Source organism: Arthrobacter sp. SlRoot2-15, from assembly GCF_059739345.1.
On record NZ_AP046058.1, the window covers coordinates 2,377,888 to 2,397,800 of the forward strand.

Annotated in this window: 20 protein-coding genes; 12 read left to right on the top strand and 8 right to left on the bottom strand. The window is 70.8% G+C overall.

All coding sequences use genetic code 11. The features are described 5' to 3' along the window. Positions 1-5: 5 nt before the first annotated feature. Positions 6-2,039 carry an acetate--CoA ligase gene (gene acs, locus AC6I9V_RS10925; RefSeq protein WP_497899455.1) on the bottom strand — a complete coding sequence of 678 codons (2,034 nt, stop codon included), beginning with the start codon at positions 2,037-2,039 and terminating at the stop codon, positions 6-8. A 135-nt stretch (positions 2,040-2,174) separates the two neighbouring features. Between acs and AC6I9V_RS10930 the strand changes: the two genes are divergently transcribed. From AC6I9V_RS10930 to AC6I9V_RS10945, 4 genes are all read left to right on the top strand, one after another. Then, complete coding sequence (locus AC6I9V_RS10930; protein WP_497899456.1) at positions 2,175-2,498, top strand: hypothetical protein; 324 nt, start codon at positions 2,175-2,177, stop codon at positions 2,496-2,498. Positions 2,499-2,647: 149 nt separating this feature from the next. After that, positions 2,648-4,009, top strand: a complete 1,362-nt coding sequence (locus tag AC6I9V_RS10935) for a hypothetical protein (protein ID WP_497899457.1) — start codon at positions 2,648-2,650, stop codon at positions 4,007-4,009. Between the two features lie 7 nt (positions 4,010-4,016). Beyond that, positions 4,017-4,904 (top strand): endonuclease III, encoded by an 888-nt coding sequence (gene nth, locus AC6I9V_RS10940; protein WP_497899458.1) that lies wholly within the window; start codon positions 4,017-4,019, stop codon positions 4,902-4,904. Then, positions 4,901-5,581, top strand: coding sequence for an NUDIX hydrolase (locus AC6I9V_RS10945; protein ID WP_349412449.1), 681 nt, complete (start codon positions 4,901-4,903; stop codon positions 5,579-5,581). The genes nth and AC6I9V_RS10945 overlap by 4 nt, the downstream gene beginning before the upstream one ends. Positions 5,582-5,622: 41 nt before the next feature. Here the strand turns inward: AC6I9V_RS10945 and AC6I9V_RS10950 are convergent, their stop codons facing one another. Together AC6I9V_RS10950 and AC6I9V_RS10955 are read right to left on the bottom strand one after the other, a co-directional pair. Beyond that, positions 5,623-5,913, bottom strand: a complete 291-nt coding sequence (locus AC6I9V_RS10950) for a YegP family protein (RefSeq protein WP_497899459.1) — start codon at positions 5,911-5,913, stop codon at positions 5,623-5,625. 166 nt (positions 5,914-6,079) lie between these two features. Continuing rightward, positions 6,080-7,789, bottom strand: a complete 1,710-nt coding sequence (locus tag AC6I9V_RS10955) for a bifunctional 3'-5' exonuclease/DNA polymerase (RefSeq protein WP_497899460.1) — start codon at positions 7,787-7,789, stop codon at positions 6,080-6,082. 178 nt (positions 7,790-7,967) lie between these two features. Here AC6I9V_RS10955 and ssd point away from each other — a divergent pair, with 178 nt between their 5' ends. The 7 genes from ssd to AC6I9V_RS10990 all read left to right on the top strand — a co-directional run bounded on the left by ssd (position 7,968) and on the right by AC6I9V_RS10990 (position 13,206). Next, positions 7,968-9,038 (top strand): septum site-determining protein Ssd, encoded by a 1,071-nt coding sequence (gene ssd / locus AC6I9V_RS10960; RefSeq protein WP_497899461.1) that lies wholly within the window; start codon positions 7,968-7,970, stop codon positions 9,036-9,038. Between the two features lie 56 nt (positions 9,039-9,094). Next, positions 9,095-10,315 (top strand): TadA family conjugal transfer-associated ATPase, encoded by a 1,221-nt coding sequence (locus AC6I9V_RS10965; RefSeq protein WP_497900305.1) that lies wholly within the window; start codon positions 9,095-9,097, stop codon positions 10,313-10,315. Beyond that, the gene (locus AC6I9V_RS10970; protein WP_497899462.1) at positions 10,312-11,163 is read left to right on the top strand and encodes a type II secretion system F family protein; all 852 of its coding nucleotides are present in this window, start codon (positions 10,312-10,314) and stop codon (positions 11,161-11,163) included. The genes AC6I9V_RS10965 and AC6I9V_RS10970 overlap by 4 nt, the downstream gene beginning before the upstream one ends. Further along, on the top strand, positions 11,163-11,768 hold the full coding sequence (locus AC6I9V_RS10975; protein ID WP_349412472.1) for a type II secretion system F family protein: 606 nt from the start codon (positions 11,163-11,165) through the stop codon (positions 11,766-11,768). The genes AC6I9V_RS10970 and AC6I9V_RS10975 overlap by 1 nt, the downstream gene beginning before the upstream one ends. Positions 11,769-11,981: 213 nt before the next feature. Continuing rightward, complete coding sequence (locus tag AC6I9V_RS10980; protein WP_497899463.1) at positions 11,982-12,281, top strand: DUF4244 domain-containing protein; 300 nt, start codon at positions 11,982-11,984, stop codon at positions 12,279-12,281. Positions 12,282-12,415: 134 nt separating this feature from the next. Beyond that, a complete protein-coding gene (locus AC6I9V_RS10985; protein WP_497899464.1) occupies positions 12,416-12,793 on the top strand; it encodes a TadE family type IV pilus minor pilin in 378 nt (125 codons plus the stop codon). Continuing rightward, entirely contained in the window at positions 12,793-13,206 is a 414-nt protein-coding gene (locus AC6I9V_RS10990) for an Rv3654c family TadE-like protein (RefSeq protein WP_497899465.1), read from the top strand. Before AC6I9V_RS10985 ends, AC6I9V_RS10990 begins: the two co-directional genes overlap by 1 nt. Positions 13,207-13,237: 31 nt before the next feature. Here AC6I9V_RS10990 and AC6I9V_RS10995 read toward each other — a convergent pair whose 3' ends face one another. Together AC6I9V_RS10995 and AC6I9V_RS11000 are read right to left on the bottom strand one after the other, a co-directional pair. Then, complete coding sequence (locus AC6I9V_RS10995) at positions 13,238-15,658, bottom strand: DEAD/DEAH box helicase (RefSeq protein WP_497899466.1); 2,421 nt, start codon at positions 15,656-15,658, stop codon at positions 13,238-13,240. A 104-nt stretch (positions 15,659-15,762) separates the two neighbouring features. Next, entirely contained in the window at positions 15,763-16,455 is a 693-nt protein-coding gene (locus AC6I9V_RS11000; RefSeq protein WP_349412440.1) for a GNAT family N-acetyltransferase, read from the bottom strand. A gap of 243 nt (positions 16,456-16,698) precedes the next feature. Between AC6I9V_RS11000 and trhO the strand changes: the two genes are divergently transcribed. Next, complete coding sequence (gene trhO / locus AC6I9V_RS11005) at positions 16,699-17,586, top strand: oxygen-dependent tRNA uridine(34) hydroxylase TrhO (RefSeq protein WP_497899467.1); 888 nt, start codon at positions 16,699-16,701, stop codon at positions 17,584-17,586. A gap of 9 nt (positions 17,587-17,595) precedes the next feature. On the opposite strand, the gene AC6I9V_RS11010 is transcribed toward trhO, so the two are convergent. From AC6I9V_RS11010 to srmL, 3 genes are all read right to left on the bottom strand, one after another. Beyond that, a complete protein-coding gene (locus tag AC6I9V_RS11010) occupies positions 17,596-18,132 on the bottom strand; it encodes a DUF6023 family protein (RefSeq protein ID WP_349412438.1) in 537 nt (178 codons plus the stop codon). Positions 18,133-18,238: 106 nt separating this feature from the next. Continuing rightward, positions 18,239-18,694, bottom strand: coding sequence for a DUF6023 family protein (locus AC6I9V_RS11015; protein WP_349412437.1), 456 nt, complete (start codon positions 18,692-18,694; stop codon positions 18,239-18,241). Between the two features lie 46 nt (positions 18,695-18,740). After that, entirely contained in the window at positions 18,741-19,898 is a 1,158-nt protein-coding gene (gene srmL / locus AC6I9V_RS11020; RefSeq protein ID WP_497899468.1) for a PheS-related mystery ligase SrmL, read from the bottom strand. Positions 19,899-19,913 lie beyond the last annotated feature (15 nt).

Below are 19,913 nucleotides of genomic sequence, written 5' to 3' on the forward strand. Positions count from 1 at the left end.
GGAGCCTACTTCCTGAGCGACTGCGCGATCTGGGCCATCACGGTGTTGTCGGCCAGCGTGGTGGCGTCACCGACCTCGCGGCCCTCCGCGACGTCCTTGAGCAGGCGGCGCATGATCTTGCCGGAACGGGTCTTGGGCAGTTCCGGGACGATCAGGATGGTCTTGGGTTTGGCAATCGGACCGATTTCCTTGCCCACATGGTTGCGGAGCTCCTGGACCATCGCCTCGCCCGAGTCCACCGCGTCCCCACGCAGGATGACGAACGCCACGACAGCCTGGCCGGTGGTCTCGTCCGCCGCGCCGACGACGGCGGCTTCGGCCACGGCCGGGTGGGACACGAGGGCGGATTCGATCTCGGCGGTGGAAAGCCGGTGGCCGGAGATGTTCATCACGTCGTCCACCCGGCCGAGCAGCCAGATGTCGCCGTCGTCGTCCTTCTTGGCGCCGTCGCCGGCGAAGTACATCGTCTCAAAGCGGGACCAGTAGGTTTCCTTGAACCGTTCCGGGTCGCCCCAGATGCCGCGCAGCATGGCCGGCCACGGCTCGCGGATCACGAGGTAGCCGCCGGCGCCGTTCGGCACGGACTCGCCGGCCTCGTCGACGACGTCGACGGCGATGCCCGGCAGCGGGACCTGGGCCGAGCCCGGCTTGGTTGCGGTGACGCCGGGCAGCGGGGCGATCATCTGCGCGCCGGTTTCGGTCTGCCACCAGGTGTCCACGATCGGGGCCGGGTTCTCCTTCGTTTCCCCGTGCGCGCCGGCGTTGGAGCCGATGACCTCCCGGTACCACATCCACGCCTCGGGGTTGATGGGCTCGCCCACCGAACCCAGCACGCGGATCGAGGACAGGTCCGACTTGGCCGGGATCTCCTTGCCCCACTTCATGAAGGTGCGGATCGCCGTGGGGGCGGTGTAGAGGATGGAGACCTTGTACTTCTCCACGATCTCCCACCAGCGGCCCTGGTGCGGGGAGTCGGGGGTGCCTTCGTACATCACCTGGGTGGCGCCGTTGATGAGCGGGGCGTAGGCGACGTAGGAGTGGCCGGTGATCCAGCCGACGTCTGCCGTGCACCAGTAGACATCCGTCTCCGGGTGCAGGTCGAACACCGCCTTGTGGGTGTAGGCGCCCTGCGTGAGGTAGCCGCCGGTGGTGTGCAGGATGCCCTTGGGCTTGCCGGTGGTCCCGGAGGTGTACAGGATGAACAGCGGGTGCTCGGCGTCGTGGCCGACGGCGGTGTGCTCGGCGGACGCGGTCCCGACGGTGTCGGCCCACCAGTGGTCCCGGCCCTCGTGCCAGTCGACGTCCTGGCCGTTGCGCTTCACGACGACGACGTTCTGCACCGTGTGTCCGCTGCCGTCGCCCTCGTGGGCGAGGGCCTCGTCGACGGCGTGCTTGAGCGAGCTGGGCTTGCCGCGGCGGTAGGTGCCGTCGGCCGTGACGACAAGTTTGGCCTCGGCGTCGTCGATCCGGGACCGCAGCGCCTCGGCGGAGAAACCGCCGAACACCACCGAGTGGATGGCGCCGATCCGGGCGCAGGCCAGCAGGGTGATGACGGCCTCGGGGATCATCGGCAGGTAGACGGCGACGCGGTCGCCCTTGGCCACGCCGAGGGATTCGAACGCGTTGGCGGCCTTTTTGACCTCTTCGGTGAGCTGCGCGTAGGTGTAGGTCCGGGTGTCGCCTGGTTCGCCCTCGAAGTAGATGGCGACGCGGTCCCCGTTGCCGGCTTCGACGTGCCGGTCCAGGGCGTTGTACGCGGCGTTGATCTCGCCGCCGAGGAACCATTTGGCGAACGGCGGGTTGGTCCAGTCCAGCGTCTGGGTGAAGTCCTTGCTCCAGCTCAGCAGGCTGCGGGCCTGCTTGGCCCAGAACGCCGGCCGGTCGGCGTCGGCCTCGGCGTAATCGGCGGCGGTGACCACGGCGTTGGCCGCGAACTCGGCCGAGGGGGCGAACTTCCGGTTCTCCTGCGACAGGTTTTCGAAGGCGTCGCCCTGCCGGGGCGCCTGGGTTGTCGTGGAGCCTGGGGTCTGCTGGGACATGGTGAACCTCATCATTCATCGAGCCGTGCCGCACGGAACGTCCGTTGCACCGCAGTGCCCTGCCGCGTGCGCGGCATCGGGCATCGGCTGGTCACGGACGGGCCGCAAGAGCTGTTCCGAAATACACACTAACCCTTGGCGCTGACCGAACGTGTGCCCCGTCACACAGGGAGCCGTGAGCGGTGTTTATTAAGCGCCGAATGGCGGGGTCGGGGCCGCGGCCGGCGCATCACCCTCTGGGGAAGCTCCAGCTGCCCGGCCGTCCCCTCCCGGATCGAAGCGACCGCCCCGGACCAGGTCAGCATCCGGATCGAACCGTCCGGGGGAAACCCCTGCACCGCGGACCTTGCGCCGACCTCACATGAGTTCAGTGTCCCCGCGGGGGCAGGCACACTGCCGCTGACCATCACGCTTGTTTACGCGCAGGGCGAAAGGACCCACACGCTGGTGCTGGAGTGACGGCCAGTCAGCTAGTGATCGGTCCTGCTGTTGGCTAGGGTGAGATGGAGTTGTGACATCCGATGGGGGCGACAGGACCGCTGGCGGTCCTGTTTTTGCCTGCCGTTAGGCGGCACCGTCCAGGGTGCGGCCACGCTAAGGAGAACAGAATGAACGAGCAAAGCAACGGGCAGCTCAACGCGCCCTCCCCCAACGAAGCGACGGCCGGGCCCGCGCAGGCTGGCGGGCAGGCAGAACAGCCCCGCTTCACCGTGGACAAGCCGAACGCGAAGAACAACGAGGCCGTCCTGGGGCCCTTCACCGTCCGGGACCTCACCGTCTTCGGATCCACGCTGGTTCTCTTCATCGCCTCCCTGATCCCGATGTTCGCCATCCGGTACAACCTCTGGAACCTGGGCAGCCTCTTCTTCCTGGGCCTGGGGATCCTGCTGCCGTTGATCGTCGCGGCCCTCTTCGTGGCTCGCCGGGTCAGCCCGGGCACCAAAATCCGGATTGGCTCCCTCTCGGTCGACCAGTTCGGCTCCGTCGTGGCGTCGTTCAGCCTGGCCTTCTTCTTCCTGGCTGCCGCCGGCGCCTTTGTGCCCAGCATGCTTTTGGGCCTGCTGGGAGCCCTCGGACTCTTCGCCGCCACTGTGCTGGCTCGGCTGATTCCGGTCCTCGCCGGCGACTTCCTGCACCGCGCCGAAACCCCGGCCCATGTTGTGGCCCGCGAAGCCGCCCAGCCCGTGCGCAAACCGCGCGCCCCCAAGGCGCCAAAGACCGCGAAGGCCGCCGGCGAAGGCACGGCCGCCAAGCAGGGAACCAGCCCGCTGGCCGGTTGGGCCAAGAAGCTTGTCCCGGGCAAGCGGCAGGCCGGCGGGTCGGAGCGCGCGGCGCGCAGCCATGAAACCCCGGGAGCCTCGCCCGTTGCCGCCGCCGGCGCGGCCGGTGTGGCCGCCGCGGCCGGTGCCGCCGCGGCTGGACATGGCCGTCCGGCCGCCGAAGAGCCCGCAACCCAGGCGCACGGCGTCGTACCCACTGCCTCCTCGACGCCTGCAGCCTCCCCGACGCCGGCGGCCGCCTACGCACCGCCCGCCGCCGAGCAGACCCAGGCTGCGGCAGCGCCGGTCGCCCCCGCAGCGGGCGCGCCGGCCGCGCCGGCCGAACAGCGCGCCGGACTGGACGAGACCCAGGCCGCCGCGGTCCCGGCAGCGGCAGTGCCAGCCGCCGCAGGCCACGAGGCGCCCACCGCGCTCACGCCCCAGGTCCGTTCGCAGGAACCGATCGGCGCTACGGTGGATCCGGCGAGCCGGCGCGCGGCCGAGGCCCAGCAGCCCGCCTACGAGGCGTTCTGGTTCGCCGTCGCCCAACCCCGCACCGCCGTCGACGAGCACACCGGAGCGCCGGCGTTCGTCGTCGAGCCCGGGGGCTGGGTCCTCGCCCTCGAAGACCGCGGCCACGAGTTCCTGGTCCAGCACACGGACGGCCGCGTCGGTGTGCTGCGGGACCTGAGCAACATCGAACGCGGCTAGCCGGACCATGGCCACCAAACCCGGCAGCGCCGCAGGGCCCGTCGGAGCGGGGCTGCCCGGCGCTGTGAATGGCGCTGTGCCAGCCGGCGCGAAATCCCGCCGGACCCGGGCATCCGGGGAGACCTTGCTGGGGCTCAAACGCCGTGCCCGCCGGATCAACAAGGCGCTGGCCGAGCAGTACCCATACGCGCATGCGGAGCTGGACTTCCGCAGCCCGTTCGAGCTGGTAGTGGCCACCGTACTCTCGGCCCAGACCACCGACGTGCTGGTCAACCAGATCACGCCGGCCCTGTTTTCCCGGTACCCGGATGCCCGCAGCATGGCCGAGGCCGAGCCCGCCGAGCTCGAAGCCATCATCAAACCCACCGGGTTCTTCCGGGCCAAGGCGCGGAACCTGATGGCGCTGTGCACCAAGCTGGTGGACGACTTCGACGGCGAGGTGCCCGGCCGGCTGGAAGACCTGGTGAAGCTGCCCGGCGTCGGCCGTAAGACCGCAAACGTCGTCCTGGGCAACGCCTTCGGCATCCCGGGAATCACGGTCGACACGCACTTCGGCCGGCTGGCCCGCCGCTTCGGCTGGACGGAGTCGGACGACCCCGTCCGGATCGAGTCCGACGTCGCCGAGCTGTTTGAGCCCAGGGACTGGACCATGCTCTCGCACCGCGTGGTCTTCCACGGCCGGCGCGTCTGCCATTCCCGGAAGCCGGCCTGCGGCGCCTGCGCGGTGGCGAACTGGTGCCCCAGCTATGGCGAGGGCGAGACGGATCCGGAGAAGGCGAAAAAGCTGCTGAAATACGAGCTGGCCCCGGGCCAGGAGGAACTGCTGGCGAAGCTGCTGGCGGAAACCCACCGGGCCGCCGAAATCCGGATGGAATCCCAGCGGAGGCCGCGGTGACGGCCCGCCAGGATCTTGTTGACCTCGTGGCCGCGGTAGAGGCCGGAACGGCGCCGTCTCCTGATCCGCGCTGGCGCGAGCTGGCCGTGGAGCCGGGCGAACGGGTGCGCCGCGCGGCCGTGCTGATGCTGTTCGGATCCCTGGACGATGTCCCGGCGACCTCGGTGAAGCTGCTGGCGCCGGCGGACCTGGACGTGCTGCTGCTCCAGCGCGCGCAGACTCTGGATGACCATCCCGGGCAGGTCGCCTTTCCCGGCGGCGGCATCGATCCCGGCGAAACCGTTATCGAGGCCGCCCTGCGCGAGGCAGAGGAGGAAACTGGCCTGGACCCGCGCGGTGTGGACGTCCTGGGCGTCATGCCCGAGTTGGCGCTGCCGCGCGGGAACTTCCTCGTTACCCCTGTCCTGGGCTGGTGGGCGTCGCAGTCGCCCGTCCGGGTGGTCGACTACGGCGAATCCGCCCAGGTGTTCCGGGTGCCGGTCCGGGACCTGCTCGACCCCGACAACCGCGTTATGGCGACCGTCAGCCGGGCCGGCCAGACGTTCCAGAGCCCGGCGTTCACCGTCAACGGCGTGGTGGTGTGGGGCTTCACCGGGATGATCCTCAACCAGTTGTTCGACCAGCTGGGCTGGTCCGTCCCCTGGGACCGCACCCGCCTCCACGGCATCGACATCTAGCGGTACTAACCCGGCGTTGGTGAGACTGCGGGTGCCGTGTGTCAGCGCGATGTTACGAGCGGGCCGGGCCTCGCGGCGGCCCGCCGGGACGGTGTGGCGGACGGTTTGGCGGCCGGCTTCGAGGGTACGGCCGGTCTGCCGGGCGCCTCTCCGGCGGAGTGGTCCACGACCAGCCCGGTGGCGGCGTTCTCCCGCACCGCGGTGATGCCCGCGGCTGCCCCCTTGATGGTGCTGAAAAGCGGTGAAACGGCAACTACTGTCCCGTCCGGTGCTGTCAGCCTGAAAAAGTACGACTCTTCTCCGGCCGCTGCAATCTCGAATACGCCAGCCACTCTGCTGCCTCCCCGGTTCCCTGCCTCATTGCTTTGTGCCGGCGGATCATTCGGGATCGTCGCTGGCCTTTTTTGAGGGTAACGGGGCTCACAGAGCGGGCGCAACGCTACTGGCGGGTACGTTACCCCGGGTGTCCGGCCCGGGGCGGGCGGCAGTTTGAGTCTGCTATTTGGCGTTGTCGTAGGAGTCGACGACGGCGATACTCACCGGGAACTCCACCGGAATTCTGCCGAACAGCAGCTCCTTGGCGGCGGCCGCGGAGTCCTCGATGGCCCGGATGCTGGCTTCGACGGCTGCCTCGGGGCAGTGGACCATGACCTCGTCATGCAGGAAGAAGACCAGCTCGCCGGCCGGGGTGCCGTCCGCGCGCAGGGTCCGCAGCCGCCGTCGTAGTTCCGCCAGCCAGCAGGCGGCCCAGTCGGCGGCCGAACCCTGGACCACGAAGTTCCGGGTAAACCTCCCGCGCGAGCGGGCGAGGGCCTCGGCCCGGCGCTGTTCCTCCGCGGTGGCGGACTGCTGGCTGCGCATCCAGCGTTCGGAGGGCGGCGGGCTGCTGCGGCCCAGCCGGGAGGTAACGGTCCTGCCGGCCTCGCCGTCGCGGGCGGCCTGCTCCACGAAGCCGACCGCGCGCGGGTAGGTGCGCGCCAGCTGCGGCATCAGGCGCCCCGATTCGCCCGTGGTGGCGCCGTAAATAGCGCCGAGCAGCGCGACCTTGGCCTTGGCCCGGTCGCCGCCGAAGCCCTGCGCGGCGATGCCGGCGTACAGGTCCTTGTCCCGGGCGGCCTCCGCCATCCTGGAGTCCTGGGCCAGGGCGACCAGCACGCGGGGCTCGAGCTGGGAGGCGTCGGCGACGATGAGTTTGTGGCCCGGGTCGGCGTGGACGGCGCCGCGGATCTGCCGGGGAATCTGCAGGGCGCCGCCGCCGCGCGAGGCCCAGCGCCCGGACACCACGCCGCCCACCACGTATTCGGGCTGGAAGCGGCCGTCCTTGACCCAGGCGTCCAGCCAGGCCCAGCCGTTCGCGGCGTGCAGCCGGGCGAGTTTCTTGTAGGCCAGCAGCGGTTCGATCGCCGGGTGGGTGGATTCCTTCAGCTCCCACTGCCGCGTGCTTTTGACCTCGATGCCGTTCCGGTGCAGGGCCCGCATGAGTTCCTGCGGCGAATCCGGATTCAACGCCGGGGATTGCAGGAGGGTCCGCAGCTCGGTGTTGAGCGCCTCCAGCTTGGCGGGCCGGTGGCCCTGGGGCGGCCGCGGGCCGAGGTAGTCGGCGAGGATCCGCTCGTGCAGTTCCTCCCGCCAGGGCACGCCGGTGTGCTGCATCTCGGCGGCGATCATGGCGGCGGCGGACTCGGCTGCGAGCAGGAGCTGGAGCCGCTGCTTCCGGCGGTCGCCGTCGGGGTCGACCCCGGCCAGGGCTTCCTGCTGGGCGGCGTATTCGGCGCGGAGTTCCTCGGGGGAGTGCCTTGGCGCCGCGCGCAGCCCGGGGTCATCGAACAAAGCGCCCTGGTCCGCGGGCGGGGGAGGCGGCTGCAGTGCCCGCGGCGGCTGCTGGACGTCGTCGTCCTGGGTCAGCTTCTCAGCGTTGCGGGCGTACGCGGTGTGGGCGGTGAACTCCGAGTGGGCCAGGATCGCGCCGCACAGGGTCAGGTCGTAGCAGCGTTCCAGCTCGACGCCGGCGGCCAGCAGAGCCGGGTACCAGTCCTGCGTGCGGTGCCAGATCCAGCGCGGACGGTGCCGTTCCAGCTGGCGCACGACGCCGGGCAGCTCGGTGGCGCTGACCAGTCGCGGTTCGGGGACCGCGGGATCGGGGGCGCCCGACGGCGTGAGCTGTTGGAGGGCTGCGCCGTCGGCGTGGGCGGCGAGCAGCAGGTACATAGGCTCAATTCTGCCCTGCCGCGCCGCCCGGTTTTCCACATAGCCGAAGATGGCGGGCAGCTGCAGCGTCCGATGCCTCCAAAGTGGTGCCATGAGCAGGCATCAACTACCCGAGCCAGTCGCCAGTCAGCCCCCGTCCCGACAGTCCGGGGCCGGGCCCCAACCGAGACCGGACCCGGTGTCCAGCCCCGGGTCGTGGCTTCCCGAAGGGACGGCGGAGACGCTGCTCGTCACCGCGTCCGAGGTCCTGCGCGGCGAGGTGGAGCGCATCGTCGCCGCGGCCGGGCGCCAGCTAAGCCTGGCACGGGATGCCACGGAGGCGGCGCCGTACTGGGACTCCGCCGGCGCCGTGCTCGTTGGCAGCGACGTCCGGGAACTCCCGATCCGGCGCCGTGCGCCGGCAGTTCTGGTGGGACTGAGCGGTGAGGGGGACAGCCTGTGGCAGCTGGCCGCGGCCATGGGGGCCGAACGGGTGGCCGTCCTCCCCGAGGGCGGCCCCTGGCTCGCCGAGTACCTCAGCCGATGGCACGCCCCGGATCCGGGCGGGCATGTCCTCGGCGTCATTGGCGGCTGCGGCGGCGCCGGGGCCACCACCGCCGCCATCTGGCTGGCCCAGGCCGCCGCGGGACTGGGCGCCCGGGTCCTCTTGATCGACGGAGACCCGTGGGGCGGCGGCCTCGAACTGGCCCTCGCTGCCGAAGAAGAACCCGGGCTCCGCTGGCCAGACCTCGCCGAGGCCAGCGGCAGCATCGACCCGGATCAGCTCCACGAGGCGCTGCCCGAAGCGGGCGGGTTCTCGTTTCTGTCCTGGCCGGGCAACCGGGAACTGCCACGGGCCATCGACCCGGCCGCGGTCGCCGGTGTGCTCGACGCCGCGCGTCGGTGCTACGAGCTGGTGGTGCTGGACATCGGCCGCGCGCTCGAGCCACTGCGGACCTTCGCCTGGGAATGCGACCGGATCGTCGTCGTGCTGCCCGCCCAGCTCCGGGCCGCGGTGGCATCCGCCCGTTTGGTGCCGGAGCTACCTCCGGTGGAGACCGTGTTGGCGATCCGGACGAAACCCGGGGTCGCATTCGACTACCAGCTAATTTCCCAAGCCGTGGGGCTCCCCGTGCAGGCCATCGTGCCCGAGGTCCGGGGGACGGCCGCCGCCACGGAACTCGGGCGCCTGCTGGACGCCGGTGGACGGCGCAGCGTACAACGCTTCACCGAAGGAGTCCTGGCCTTCGGCGCGGACGTGTTCCCGTGAGTTCGCAGGTTGCGCCCGAACCGCCGGACCCGGAGAACCGACGGTTCCGCCGGCAGCTGCGCGGCCCCCAGCGGGGGGTGGATGCGTTGCTCCTTGAAGCGGTCCGCGAATCGGTCATGGCCGATGCTGGCCCGGTCACGCCGTCCCGCGTGGCCGCAGCCGTGCAGGCCAGCGGCAGGCTCCTCGGCACCGCAGGGGCGCTGGCCGCCGTCGAAAGCATCAGCGCCGAACTGAACGGGCTGGGACCGCTGCAGCCGTTGACGCGGGACCCGCTCGTGACGGACATCTTCGTCAACGGCCCGGCCTCGGTGTGGCTGGACCGCGGCCGCGGGCTTGAACGCGCCCCGGTTACCTTTGCCGGCGAGGCCGAGGTCCGTTCCCTCGCGGCCCGGCTGGTGGCCGCCGGCGGGCGCCGGCTGGACGACGGTTCGCCCTGCGTGGATGTCAGGCTCGAAGGCGGGTATCGGGTCCATGCGGTGCTGCCGCCGATCTCCACGGCCGGCACGCTGCTGAGCGTGCGGATCCGGCGCGAGTCGGTCTTCTCCCTGGACGAGCTCGGCCGTGCCGGCATGTTCGGGCCCATCGTGCGGGAGGTGCTGGAACGGATGGTGGCCTGCCGCCTGAGCTTCCTGGTCAGCGGCGCGACGGGGTCGGGCAAGACGACGCTGCTCGCCACGCTCCTCGGCCTGTGCCGACCGGGGGAGCGGCTGGTTCTGATCGAGGACGCCTCGGAACTGAACCCCGTTCATCCGCACGTGGTGTCGCTGGAGTCCCGCCACAGCAACCTCGAGGGCGGCGGCGCCGTCGGGCTCGGCGAGCTGGTCCGGCAGGCTCTGCGGATGCGCCCCGACCGGCTGGTGGTGGGGGAGTGCCGCGGCGCGGAGGTCCGGGAACTGCTCTCCGCGATGAACACCGGGCACACCGGTGCCGGCGGGACCATCCATGCCAACACTGCCGCCGCGGTCCCGGCCCGGCTGACGGCCCTGGGAGCTCTCGCGGGAATGGGGCCCGACGCCGTCCGGCTCCAGGCGGCCAGCGCCCTCGATGCCATAGTCCACCTGGAACGGACCGGTCACGGCCGGCACGTAGCATCCGTCGGGCTGGTCGGGGAAAACGGATCTGAACTGGCCGTCCAGGGGGCCTTGGAAACGATTGACGGCTCGGTCGTGTCCGGTCCAGCCTGGCCGGAGCTGGCCTCCCGCCTGGGCATGGATCCCGCTGCCGTGCCAGGCTGTCCTGGCGCCGCCGGAACCGACCGGTCGGGCGTGGCCCCATGACCGCCGCCGCCCTGACCGGAATCCTGGCACTGGCGCTCTGGCTGGTCTTCGCGCCGCCGGGTGGCTCCGGCCGGCGACTGCGGAGGATTCTGGCCGTTCCGCGGGGCGGGCGCCTGCCGGAAGCTGCTGCTGCCCTCGGGCGCGGCTGGCGGGCCCGCTTGCCAATGAGGCACGGCGGGCGGGCAACCCGCTCGGAGGTTCCCATGACCGTGCTCGCGCCACAGCTGGCTGCCCTGCTGAAGGGCGGACGGGCGCCTGCCCAGCTGTGGGAGGACCTCTGGCTGCTCTACGGGGACCCGTCGCCGGAGGGCTTCCCAACGGACGGCTCCGGGCAGCGGGACGGGTTGCCAGGCCGCGCCGGTGCCCTAGGTGCGACGTCGCGGGACATCGTGGCCGCTGCCCGGGCTGCTGCCCTGCGGGGATCCCCGGTGGCAGCGGCCATTCGAACGCGAGCCTCCCCGGACCACGGACGGGGCGGCCCCCGGAGTTATGACCGGAGGGAACGGGCGGTCTGGATGGAGCTTGCCGCGTGCTTCGACGTGGCCGAGGCCAGCGGCTGCCCGCTCGCCGACGTCCTGACGCGTTTCGCCGCCCACCTGGAATCCGACGGCGACGCCCGGGCCGCCCGGCAGACCGCGCTCGCCGGGCCTAAAGCCACGGTCCGGATCCTGACCTGGCTGCCCTTCCTGGGGCTCGGAATCGGGGTACTGCTCGGGGTGGATCCGTGGACCATCCTGCTCGGCACTCCCTGGGGCATGGCGGCTCTCGGCGCGGGGGTGGCCCTCACCGCGGCCGGCCGGATCTGGTCCGCCCGCCTCGTCCGGGCCGCGGCCGGGCGGCGGCCGTGATCCTGCCCCCGGGCCCGCTCGCGGTGGCCGTCCTGCTGGCCGCGGCGGTGGTCGTGGCTGGCACGGACCGGCGGTGGGAGGACCGGCGCTGGAGGATTCAGGACCAGCACCGGCCCGAGAGCTCGGCCGGCCGCGTCAAGGGCGGCGGCCACCCGGAGGGCCCTGATCTCGGGCTCCGGGATCCCGCGCTGATGCTGGAACTGATCGGCGCCATGCTGGACGCCGGCTCCGGGCTTGGCCGCTCGCTGGAACTGCTCGCTGGGCACGCCTCCGACGCGTTGCGCCGCCCGTTGGTGCCGGTCATCTCCGCCCTAGCGATCGGCGCCGACTGGGAGACCGCCTGGCGGGGCTCCGGTCCCGTTCCCGCCCCGGTGCTGGCACTCAAGGAAGCCTTGGATTTCGCGGCGAAGACCGGAGTGCCCTCGGCGGCCATCCTTTACGCGCAGGCGGCCCGGCTGCGCCGCGAGCAGTTCCGGGATGCCGAGCGCCGCGCCGCCGCGCTGGGCGTGAAGCTGGTCATCCCGCTGGGGCTCTGCTCGCTGCCCGCCTTCGTTTGCCTGGGCATCGTGCCGGTGCTGCTTGCGCTTCTGCCCCCGGGCGCATGAGTCCCGGCGCGCCGAGGGGACGCCGCCGGTCCGGGGGTCGCCGCAGGAACGAGACGCCGGGCCGCCACCGGAACGGGCCGCTTCCGGGCCGCGACTTCTCCTCCACACCCGGATTTATCCACTTGGGCCCGCAGCACTCTTACCGGCCGCGGCCGGGCAACGCAGATTGGAATCAGCCGGTGACCGTGCCGGAATCTCCCGAGAGGAACGCTCATGACTTTCCACCGAAACGCCCCCACCGGCCCTGACCGAGCGCAGGACGAAACCGGAACCGCGGACGTACGCGAAATTTACCCGGGCGCCCGGCAGGCACCGCCAGTGCAGGTCTTCCCCAGGCCCGCACGCCGGCAGCGGAAACTCCGCCATTCCGAAGCGGGGATGGCGACCGCCGAGTATGCCATCGCTACCCTCGCCGCCGTCGGGTTTGCCGGCCTGCTGGTCCTCATCATGCGCAGCGACGAGGTCCGCGGGTTCCTGCTAAACATCATCCGCACGGCCCTCGCGCTGCCGTGAACGGCGTGCCGCGGGGTTCGTCAGCCGGGCCGGCACGTTCCCGCGGCTCCGGGAAGCCGGGGACCCTGCGGCCCTTACCTCGGGCTGCAGCGGGGATCCTTGGCCCGCGCGGCGCGCAGGCGTGCCGGGGTGCCGTGACGGCCGAATTCGCCGTCGCGCTGCCGGCCGTCCTCCTGGTCCTTGGCCTGTTGCTGGCCGGTTCCGCCGCCGGGTTGACGCAACTCCGGCTCGAGGAGGCGGCCCGGGCCGGCGCAAGGGCGCTCGCTCGCGGTGAGGACGCCGCTGCTGTTGGTGGCATCGTCCGGCAGCTCGCCGGAGAATCGGCGCGGTCAACCGTGACTGCCGACGGAATCTGGCTCAGCGTAACGGTGTCCGGAGCTGTCAGCGGAGCGGCGGCTTCCCTGATCCCGTGGACCCTCACGGCGAAGGCCTGGGCGCGGCGTGAGTCCACGGACGCCGCGGCGCTCTCCGCTCCAGCGACGGCGCCCCACGGCCTGACCAGGGATGCATGATGGCCGTCCTCGTAAGGAACTCGGAGCTCGGCGCGGGCACCGTTCTCGCCGTGGGCCTCGGGCTGGTGCTGCTGCTGGCAGTGAGCGCCGTGGTGCTGCTGGCCCAGGCCGCGGCGCTGGCCGCGAAAGCCGCCTCGGCGGCGGATCTGGCGGCGCTCGCAGCGGCGGACGCCGCCCGCGGCCTTACACCCGGGGAACCGTGTGCCGTCGGCGCCGAGGTCGCCGGCCGGCACGGCGCCCGGTTAGTGGGTTGTTCGGTGGTATTCGGCGACACCGTCCAGGTCCGGACGGAACTCCCCTTCCACGGCATGTTCGGGCCGGCTATGGGGCTTGCCCGGGCGGGACCGCCGCCAGCCGGGGAAGACGGGCCGCCGGAGCCCGCCCGAGGACCGCCGGGGACCGGCGGCGGGTAACGCCGCCTGCTGGTCCGCCCGGCAGCGCCGGCTACCCGGCCGGGCTGGCCACCGGGCCGGCGGCCCCCGCGACCGGGGTCGCCGACTCCCCGGCGGGGCCGCCCATCAGGTCCGTGGCGTCGGTCAGCAGCATCTCGATCAGCGTGACGGCAGCGTCCTTGTCCAGCGGGTTGTTCTTGTTGCCGCATTTGGGGGACTGGACGCACGACGGGCAGCCGGACTCGCATTCGCAGGCCTTGATCGCATCGCGCGTCGCAGCGAGCCACACCCGGGCCTTGTCGTAGCCGCGCTCGGCGAAGCCGGCACCCCCCGGGTGGCCGTCGTACACGAAAATCGTCGGGACTCCGGTGTCGGCGTGGATCGCCGTGGAGACCCCGCCGATGTCCCACCTGTCGCTGGACGCCACCAGCGGCAGCAACCCGATGGCAGCGTGCTCGGCGGCGTGCAAGGCGCCGGGGAACTGCGCCTCTATCAGCCCGGCGCCCGTCAGAGACCTGTTGTCCATCACGAACCAGACAGCCTTGGTGAAGAGATCCCGGGCCCCCAGTTGCAGCGGTTCCTCGCCGAGGATCTCGTTTGAAATCAGCGCCTTTCGCTGGAAGGAGACCACCTGTGTCGTCACTTTCACATCGCCGAAATGCACCGCAACGTCACCCCACTGCGTCGTGCGGAGCGTCTCCAGCACCTCGATCTGGGTCACGTCGCGCGCCGTCGTGTAGTAGTCGGGGTTGGCGCGCCGCACCACAACGCAGTGTTCGCCTTCGTTCAGGTCCTCGACGACATAGCTCTCACCCTGATGGACGTAGATGGCGCCGGTGTGCGCCTGGTAGTGCGTCTGCGGCGAATCCATCGTGCCGAGCAGCGAACCGGTGTCAGCGTCCACAATACTCACCGGGCCGCCGCCGTCCGCCCGCAGATTCACCATGGCCGCGGCGCTCTGCGGGTGGGTCCAGAACCAACCGGCGGGACGTTTGCGCAAGTAGCCCTGGACGACCAGCTGGTCCAGCAACTTCTCGGCGGTCGGGCCGAACAGCTCCAGCTCCGCGTACCCCAGCGGCAGCTCCGCCGCGGCCGCGCAGAGGTGGGGTCCCAGCACATACGGATTGGAGGGGTCGAAGACCGTGGCCTCCACCGAGACGTCGAAGATCGCCTCCGGGTGGTTCACCAGATACGTGTCGAGCGGATCGTCGCTCGCGACGAACGCGGCGATGGCATCCTGCCCGGCGCGGCCCGCCCGGCCGATCTGTTGGAACAGCGATGCCCGGGTTCCCGGCCAGCCGGCGACCAGGACCGCGTCGAGGCCCGAAATGTCGATGCCCAGTTCCAACGCCGAGGTGCTGGAAACGCCCAGCAGCTCGCCGGAGCGCAGCGCCTTTTCCAGTGCCCGCCGTTCCTCCGGCAGGTACCCGGAACGGTAGGCCGCCACCCGCTGCGGCAGGCTCGGGTCCACCTCGTCCAGGAGGCGTTTGGTGATGGAGGCGATCGTCTCGGCCCCGCGCCGGGACTTGATGAACGCGATGGTCCGGATCCGGGAGGAAACCAGGTTCGCCAGCAGATCCGAGGTTTCGGCTACGGCGGTCCGGCGCTCCTTGGCCCCGTTCTCGCCGCGCAGCTCCGTCAGGGCCGGTTCCCAGAACGCCACGGTGGTGGCCCCGTGCGGCGAGCAGTCCTCGGACACCGCCCGGACGGGGGCGCCGATGAGCCGGCCGAAAGACGTTCCGGGATCGGACGCGGTGGCCGAAGCGGCGATGAACACGGGCCCCGGATGGCCGGCGCCGGGACTGTAGTAGGCGCAGATCCGCCGGAGCCGGCGCATCAGGTTGGCCACATGCGAGCCGAAAACACCGCGGTAGCTGTGCGCCTCGTCCACAATCACGTAGCGCAGCCGGCGGAAGAAGCGGGCCCACCAGGCGTGGTTCGGAAGGATCCCGAAGTGCAGCATGTCGGGATTGGCCAGGATCACGTTGGCGTGGTCCCGGATCCAGCGCCGGGAAGCAGGGTCGGTGTCGCCGTCATACGTTTCGGCGCGGACGGTGGGCAGCTGGAGCGAGCGGATGGCGGCCAGCTGGTCGGCGGCCAGGGCCTTGGTGGGGGAGAGGTAGAGCGTCACGGCGCCGTCGTCGTGGATCTTGCCGGGATCGGCCAGGACACGCAGCTCGGAGCGGTGGACCGCGTCCAGCGCCGGCAGTTGGTAGGCCAGGGACTTGCCCGAGGCGGTGCCGGTGGCGATCACCACGTGTTCGCCCGCGTGGGCCAGGTCGGCGGCCTGGACCTGGTGGCGGTAGGGCTCGTGGATGCCGAGCGAGCCGTAGGCCTGCACCAGATCCGGATGGACCCACTCCGGCCACGGCTCATTGACGGCCATCCGGGCCGGGATCGTCCTCACATGCCGCAGCTGCTCCGGGTCCGGGCCGCGGCCCAGCAGCGGGATCAGGGACTCATGGGGATTCACTCCAACATTGTTTCACCCGGGCTCAAATCGCCCGTCAGAAGCCCCTGCTGTCCGGGACCGCGTGCAGGGCAGGTTTCGGCCTCACCCCCGGGCGGCAATCGGCCTCACTCCACGGAAAGATCGGCGCCCTCGTCCGAGGAAGAGAGCATCAGCACGTGGCACACCGTGGTCCAGCCCAGATGTGAGTACAGCTGCTGGCCGTCCAGCGAGGCAAGCAGGAGTCCGCCTTCGACGTCGTGCTCGAACGCCTGCGCGGCCAGGGCCCGCATGATGAAGCTGCCGAGCCCCCGCCGCTGGAAGCCCGGCTCCGTGACGATCCGGTCGAAGACGGCGGTGTGGTCGGCGACGAACACCCGCCCGCTGGCAGCGACCTCGTCGCCGGCATAGACGACGGCGTGGTGGACGCCGCCCGCGGTTGTGGGCACCCACCGGAGGTCGTCGTCCGGAAGCCAGGGATCTTCGGCGTCCTGGGTCTCCATGTCCACGATCATCATGGTCTGCGACGCGGAGGTGACGTTCAGCCGGTGCTGCGCGGCCAGGGAAGTGTAGCGGGGCACATCGTTTGTGAGGACCGTGAGGATCCGGGCCGGGACCTCGGCGGTCTTGACGGCCAGGTCCGCAAACTCCGAGTCCGAGGGATCATAGGCGAAATACTCCCATTCGTGGGTGGTGTCCGCTCTCAGCACCGCGGGAAAGCGGCCCTCCCTGCGCGTCTCATAACCCCGGCAACCGGCCCACCCGGCAACCCAGACCTCAAGGAGGTGGGTGGTGTCTTCAACCATGGCGTCAAGACTCATGACATGAGCGTATTCCAGCCCCGGCACAAGCAACAGGGGCCGGGTTCTGTGACGGCGCTTGCTTACGCAATTGTGACTCGACAACGGCGCCGCCGGTGCCGCGAACCAACCCGAGACCCAACCGGCGACCCAACCGGCGCACGGCCGTGCCCCCGCCGTCGGACGGCACCGCGGGACCGCGCAGCCCACCGGTCCACGCCCGGGCCGGCATCGCGTTTTGCCCCGCCCAGTACGCTTAAATACGTGAATCGAATTGTGCTCTTCTACGGCTTTACCCCGATCGCGGACCCGGAGGCCGTCCGGCTCTGGCAGCGGGCCCTCTGCGAGAAACACGGGCTGACCGGCCGGATCATCATCTCCAAAGACGGCATCAACGCAACCGTCGGCGGCGAAATCGGAGCCGTCAAGCAGTACGTCAAGACGACCCGCGAATACAATGGCTTCCGCGGCATCGATGTGAAATGGTCCGACGGCGGGGCCGAGGACTTCCCCCGGCTCAGCGTGAAAGTACGCGAGGAGATTGTCTCCTTCGGCGCCCCCGGAGAGCTCAAAGTGGACGAAAACGGCGTCGTCGGCGGCGGCACCCACCTTGCCCCCGAGGAACTGCACCGGCTGGTCGAGGAGAAGAAGCAGGCCGGCGACGAGGTGGTGTTCTTCGACGGGCGCAACGGCTTCGAAGCCCAGATCGGCAAATTCAAGGACGCGGTGGTCCCCGACGTTGCGACCACCCACGATTTCATCAGGGAACTCGACTCGGGCAAGTACGACGCCCTCAAAGACAAGCCGGTGGTCACCTACTGCACCGGCGGCATCCGCTGCGAGGTCCTCTCCAGCCTCATGGTCAACCGCGGCTTCAAAGAGGTTTACCAGCTCGACGGCGGGATCGTCCGCTACGGCGAGGCGTTCAAGGACCACGGGCTCTGGGAAGGATCGCTCTACGTGTTCGACAAGCGCATGCACCTCGAGTTCAGCGAGGACGCCAAGACAATCGGCCAGTGCGTCCGCTGCGAAGCGCCCACCAGCAAATTCGAGAACTGCTCCAACCCGAGCTGCCGCACGCTGACGCTCTACTGCGCCGACTGCGCCTCGGATCCGGCCACGCTGCGCTGCCCTGATGGCTGCGCCGCCTGAGGCCTCGACTCAGAGCCGGCTGACGCGGTAGGCGAAGTTCGCCGGCGCCAGCGACTCGACCAGGACCGTCAGTACCGTGTCCGCGGAAAGCTGGACCACGTTGACCCGCGAGGTGCCGCACCGCAGGCTCAGATCCACCAGGATGCTCTCCTTGTCCCGGATGGTGAACGACACCCGCCGGGTGCTCCGGCAGACCAGTGTGAGGGCGTACGTCCCGCTCGGCAACTGCGTTGTGGTTTCGTTGCGCGTCGCCCCCGCGTCCAGGAACCCGTAGCCGGTGTGAAAAACCTGGCCATGGATCTCGGGCAGCACCTCCGCCACCCAGTGGTTCAAGTCCGCCCCGGTCACCGGCAGGTTCATGGCGGGATCCTCAGGAAGCGCCGCGTCGGTATACGTCACCGACGGGGAAGGCAGATCGTCGGCGGACAACCCGTCGTCGTACTCATACTCGCAAGCGGACAGCCCGCAGGCCACGACGGCGGCAAGCGCGACGGCGGCGACCGCGCCGCGCGACCGCGGCGGCCGGGGTGCCTGCGCGGTGGGCATACTCCGACTGTAGGCCCGGCCGCGGCGCCGGACCAGAGCCGATCGGCCCGGAACGCCGGGGCTTAGACCTCAGCGTGGCCGTCGGCGGAACGAGCTGCGGCTTAGCTCAGCTGGCGGGCATCAGCTGGTAGGCAAAGATAAGCGGGGCGTCCACGCTGGAGGCGCTGATCGTCAGCCGGCCCGCGGCGGGAACCTTGATCCTGGCGGTTTCCCGGCTCCCGTTGCAGGCGGCTCCCGACTCTGCCAGCCGTTTGCCGTCGAGGGAGACGTCGAAGAATTCCTTGCCGCCGCCGTCGCAGGTCATGGTGAGGATGTAGCTGCCGGCCGGGACGGTGGCCTCCCGGGCGATTGGATCCCGGTTGAGGATCTTTCCCGCGTCCGCCAGGACGATCCCGCCGGCCGGCGGCAGGGCGGTGGCCTTCCAAGTATCCACGTTGGCGGATTCGATGGAGCCGGCGGGGGAACACGCCGAGGCGCCGAGCACGACTGCGGCAACGGCCGCCGCCGCAAGGGCGCGCCGGAACGCGCGGGAGCGGGCCGGAAGCGGAGGAGCAAAAAGCATGCCTCCAACTTACCGGCTCCAGCGCCCCTCCCCGGCCCGGCCCACGCTAGCCCGCGATCAGCTCCAGCACCGGCCCCCTGTGCAGGGCAACGTACACCCGGTTCCGCAGCCGGTTCGCCTCCGCGTCGGTCAGCGTCCGGTCCAGCGGCTGCAGGACCAGCCGGATCAGGACGTTCACCTGGCCCGGGGCCAGCCGGAGGCGTTCGACGGCGGCCCGCGGCAGTTCGGCTGCTGGCGTCACGGCCAGTACCTCGAGGGATGCCAGCAGATCGGCGTCCGCCCCGAGTGCGGTGCGGGCCAGGTCGCCCAGCAGCTCGCCGTCGGCATCCTCTGCCGCGCCCAGGACCAGGGACAGGTCGCGCCGGATCTCGGGCATAGCCGACACCGGCCGGTACGGGCGCAGGTCCTGCAGCTGGGCCTGGACCTCCGGATGCTCCGACCGCAGCAGGCGGATGTCCTGGATGCCCTTGCGCAGCATCAGCGCCCGGTCCAGACCCAGGCCCAGGGCCAGCCCGGCCCAGCGGCGGGGATCCAGCCCGGAGCCGCGCAGTACCCGCGCCGCCACGAGCCCGCACTCGGCAAGTTCCAGCCACTCGCGGCCGCCGTCGGGCCCGGTGACCAGCACGTCCAGCTGCTGACCCATCGCCGTGTAAGTGTGCTCCGCGGGTGTGGCCCGCCACTGGACATCCGGATATTGCGCAGCCGGGAGCACGGCTTCCACCACAGCGGCCATCATCGCGTGCAGTTCGGCCGGACCGAGCAGGCCGCGGGCCTTGAGCCGCCACAGGTCGACCTGGTGCGGCGCGCCGACATGGGTCCGGTCCACCGCGTCGCGCCGGTAGACGAGACCCGGCAGCACATGGAGCCGGTCATAGTGGCCGAGCTCGCTGCGGAGCGTGTCCAGCAGGGCCGGGACGCCGGCCGACGTGTGGCTGCGGAGCATCACCGTGGGGCTGACGTGGCGCGAGTAACGAGAGTCCCGGGTGACGTCGTCCGGCGAATACCCCAGCCGGTCGTAGTTGTCGGCGGTGGCCACGAGGGGGCTGTGGCGGTGAGTTGTGGCGGGTATGTCCCAGAGCCGCTTCAGGCCGGCGGCCACGTCGGCCAGCAGCAGTTGGAGCGCGTGAGGGCCGGCGGCGGGGTCCGACAGGTCGCGGACGGCGAGGGCGGAGTTCAGCTCGGGCAGGGAAAGGTATGTCTTCATGGCGGGGTCCTTGGT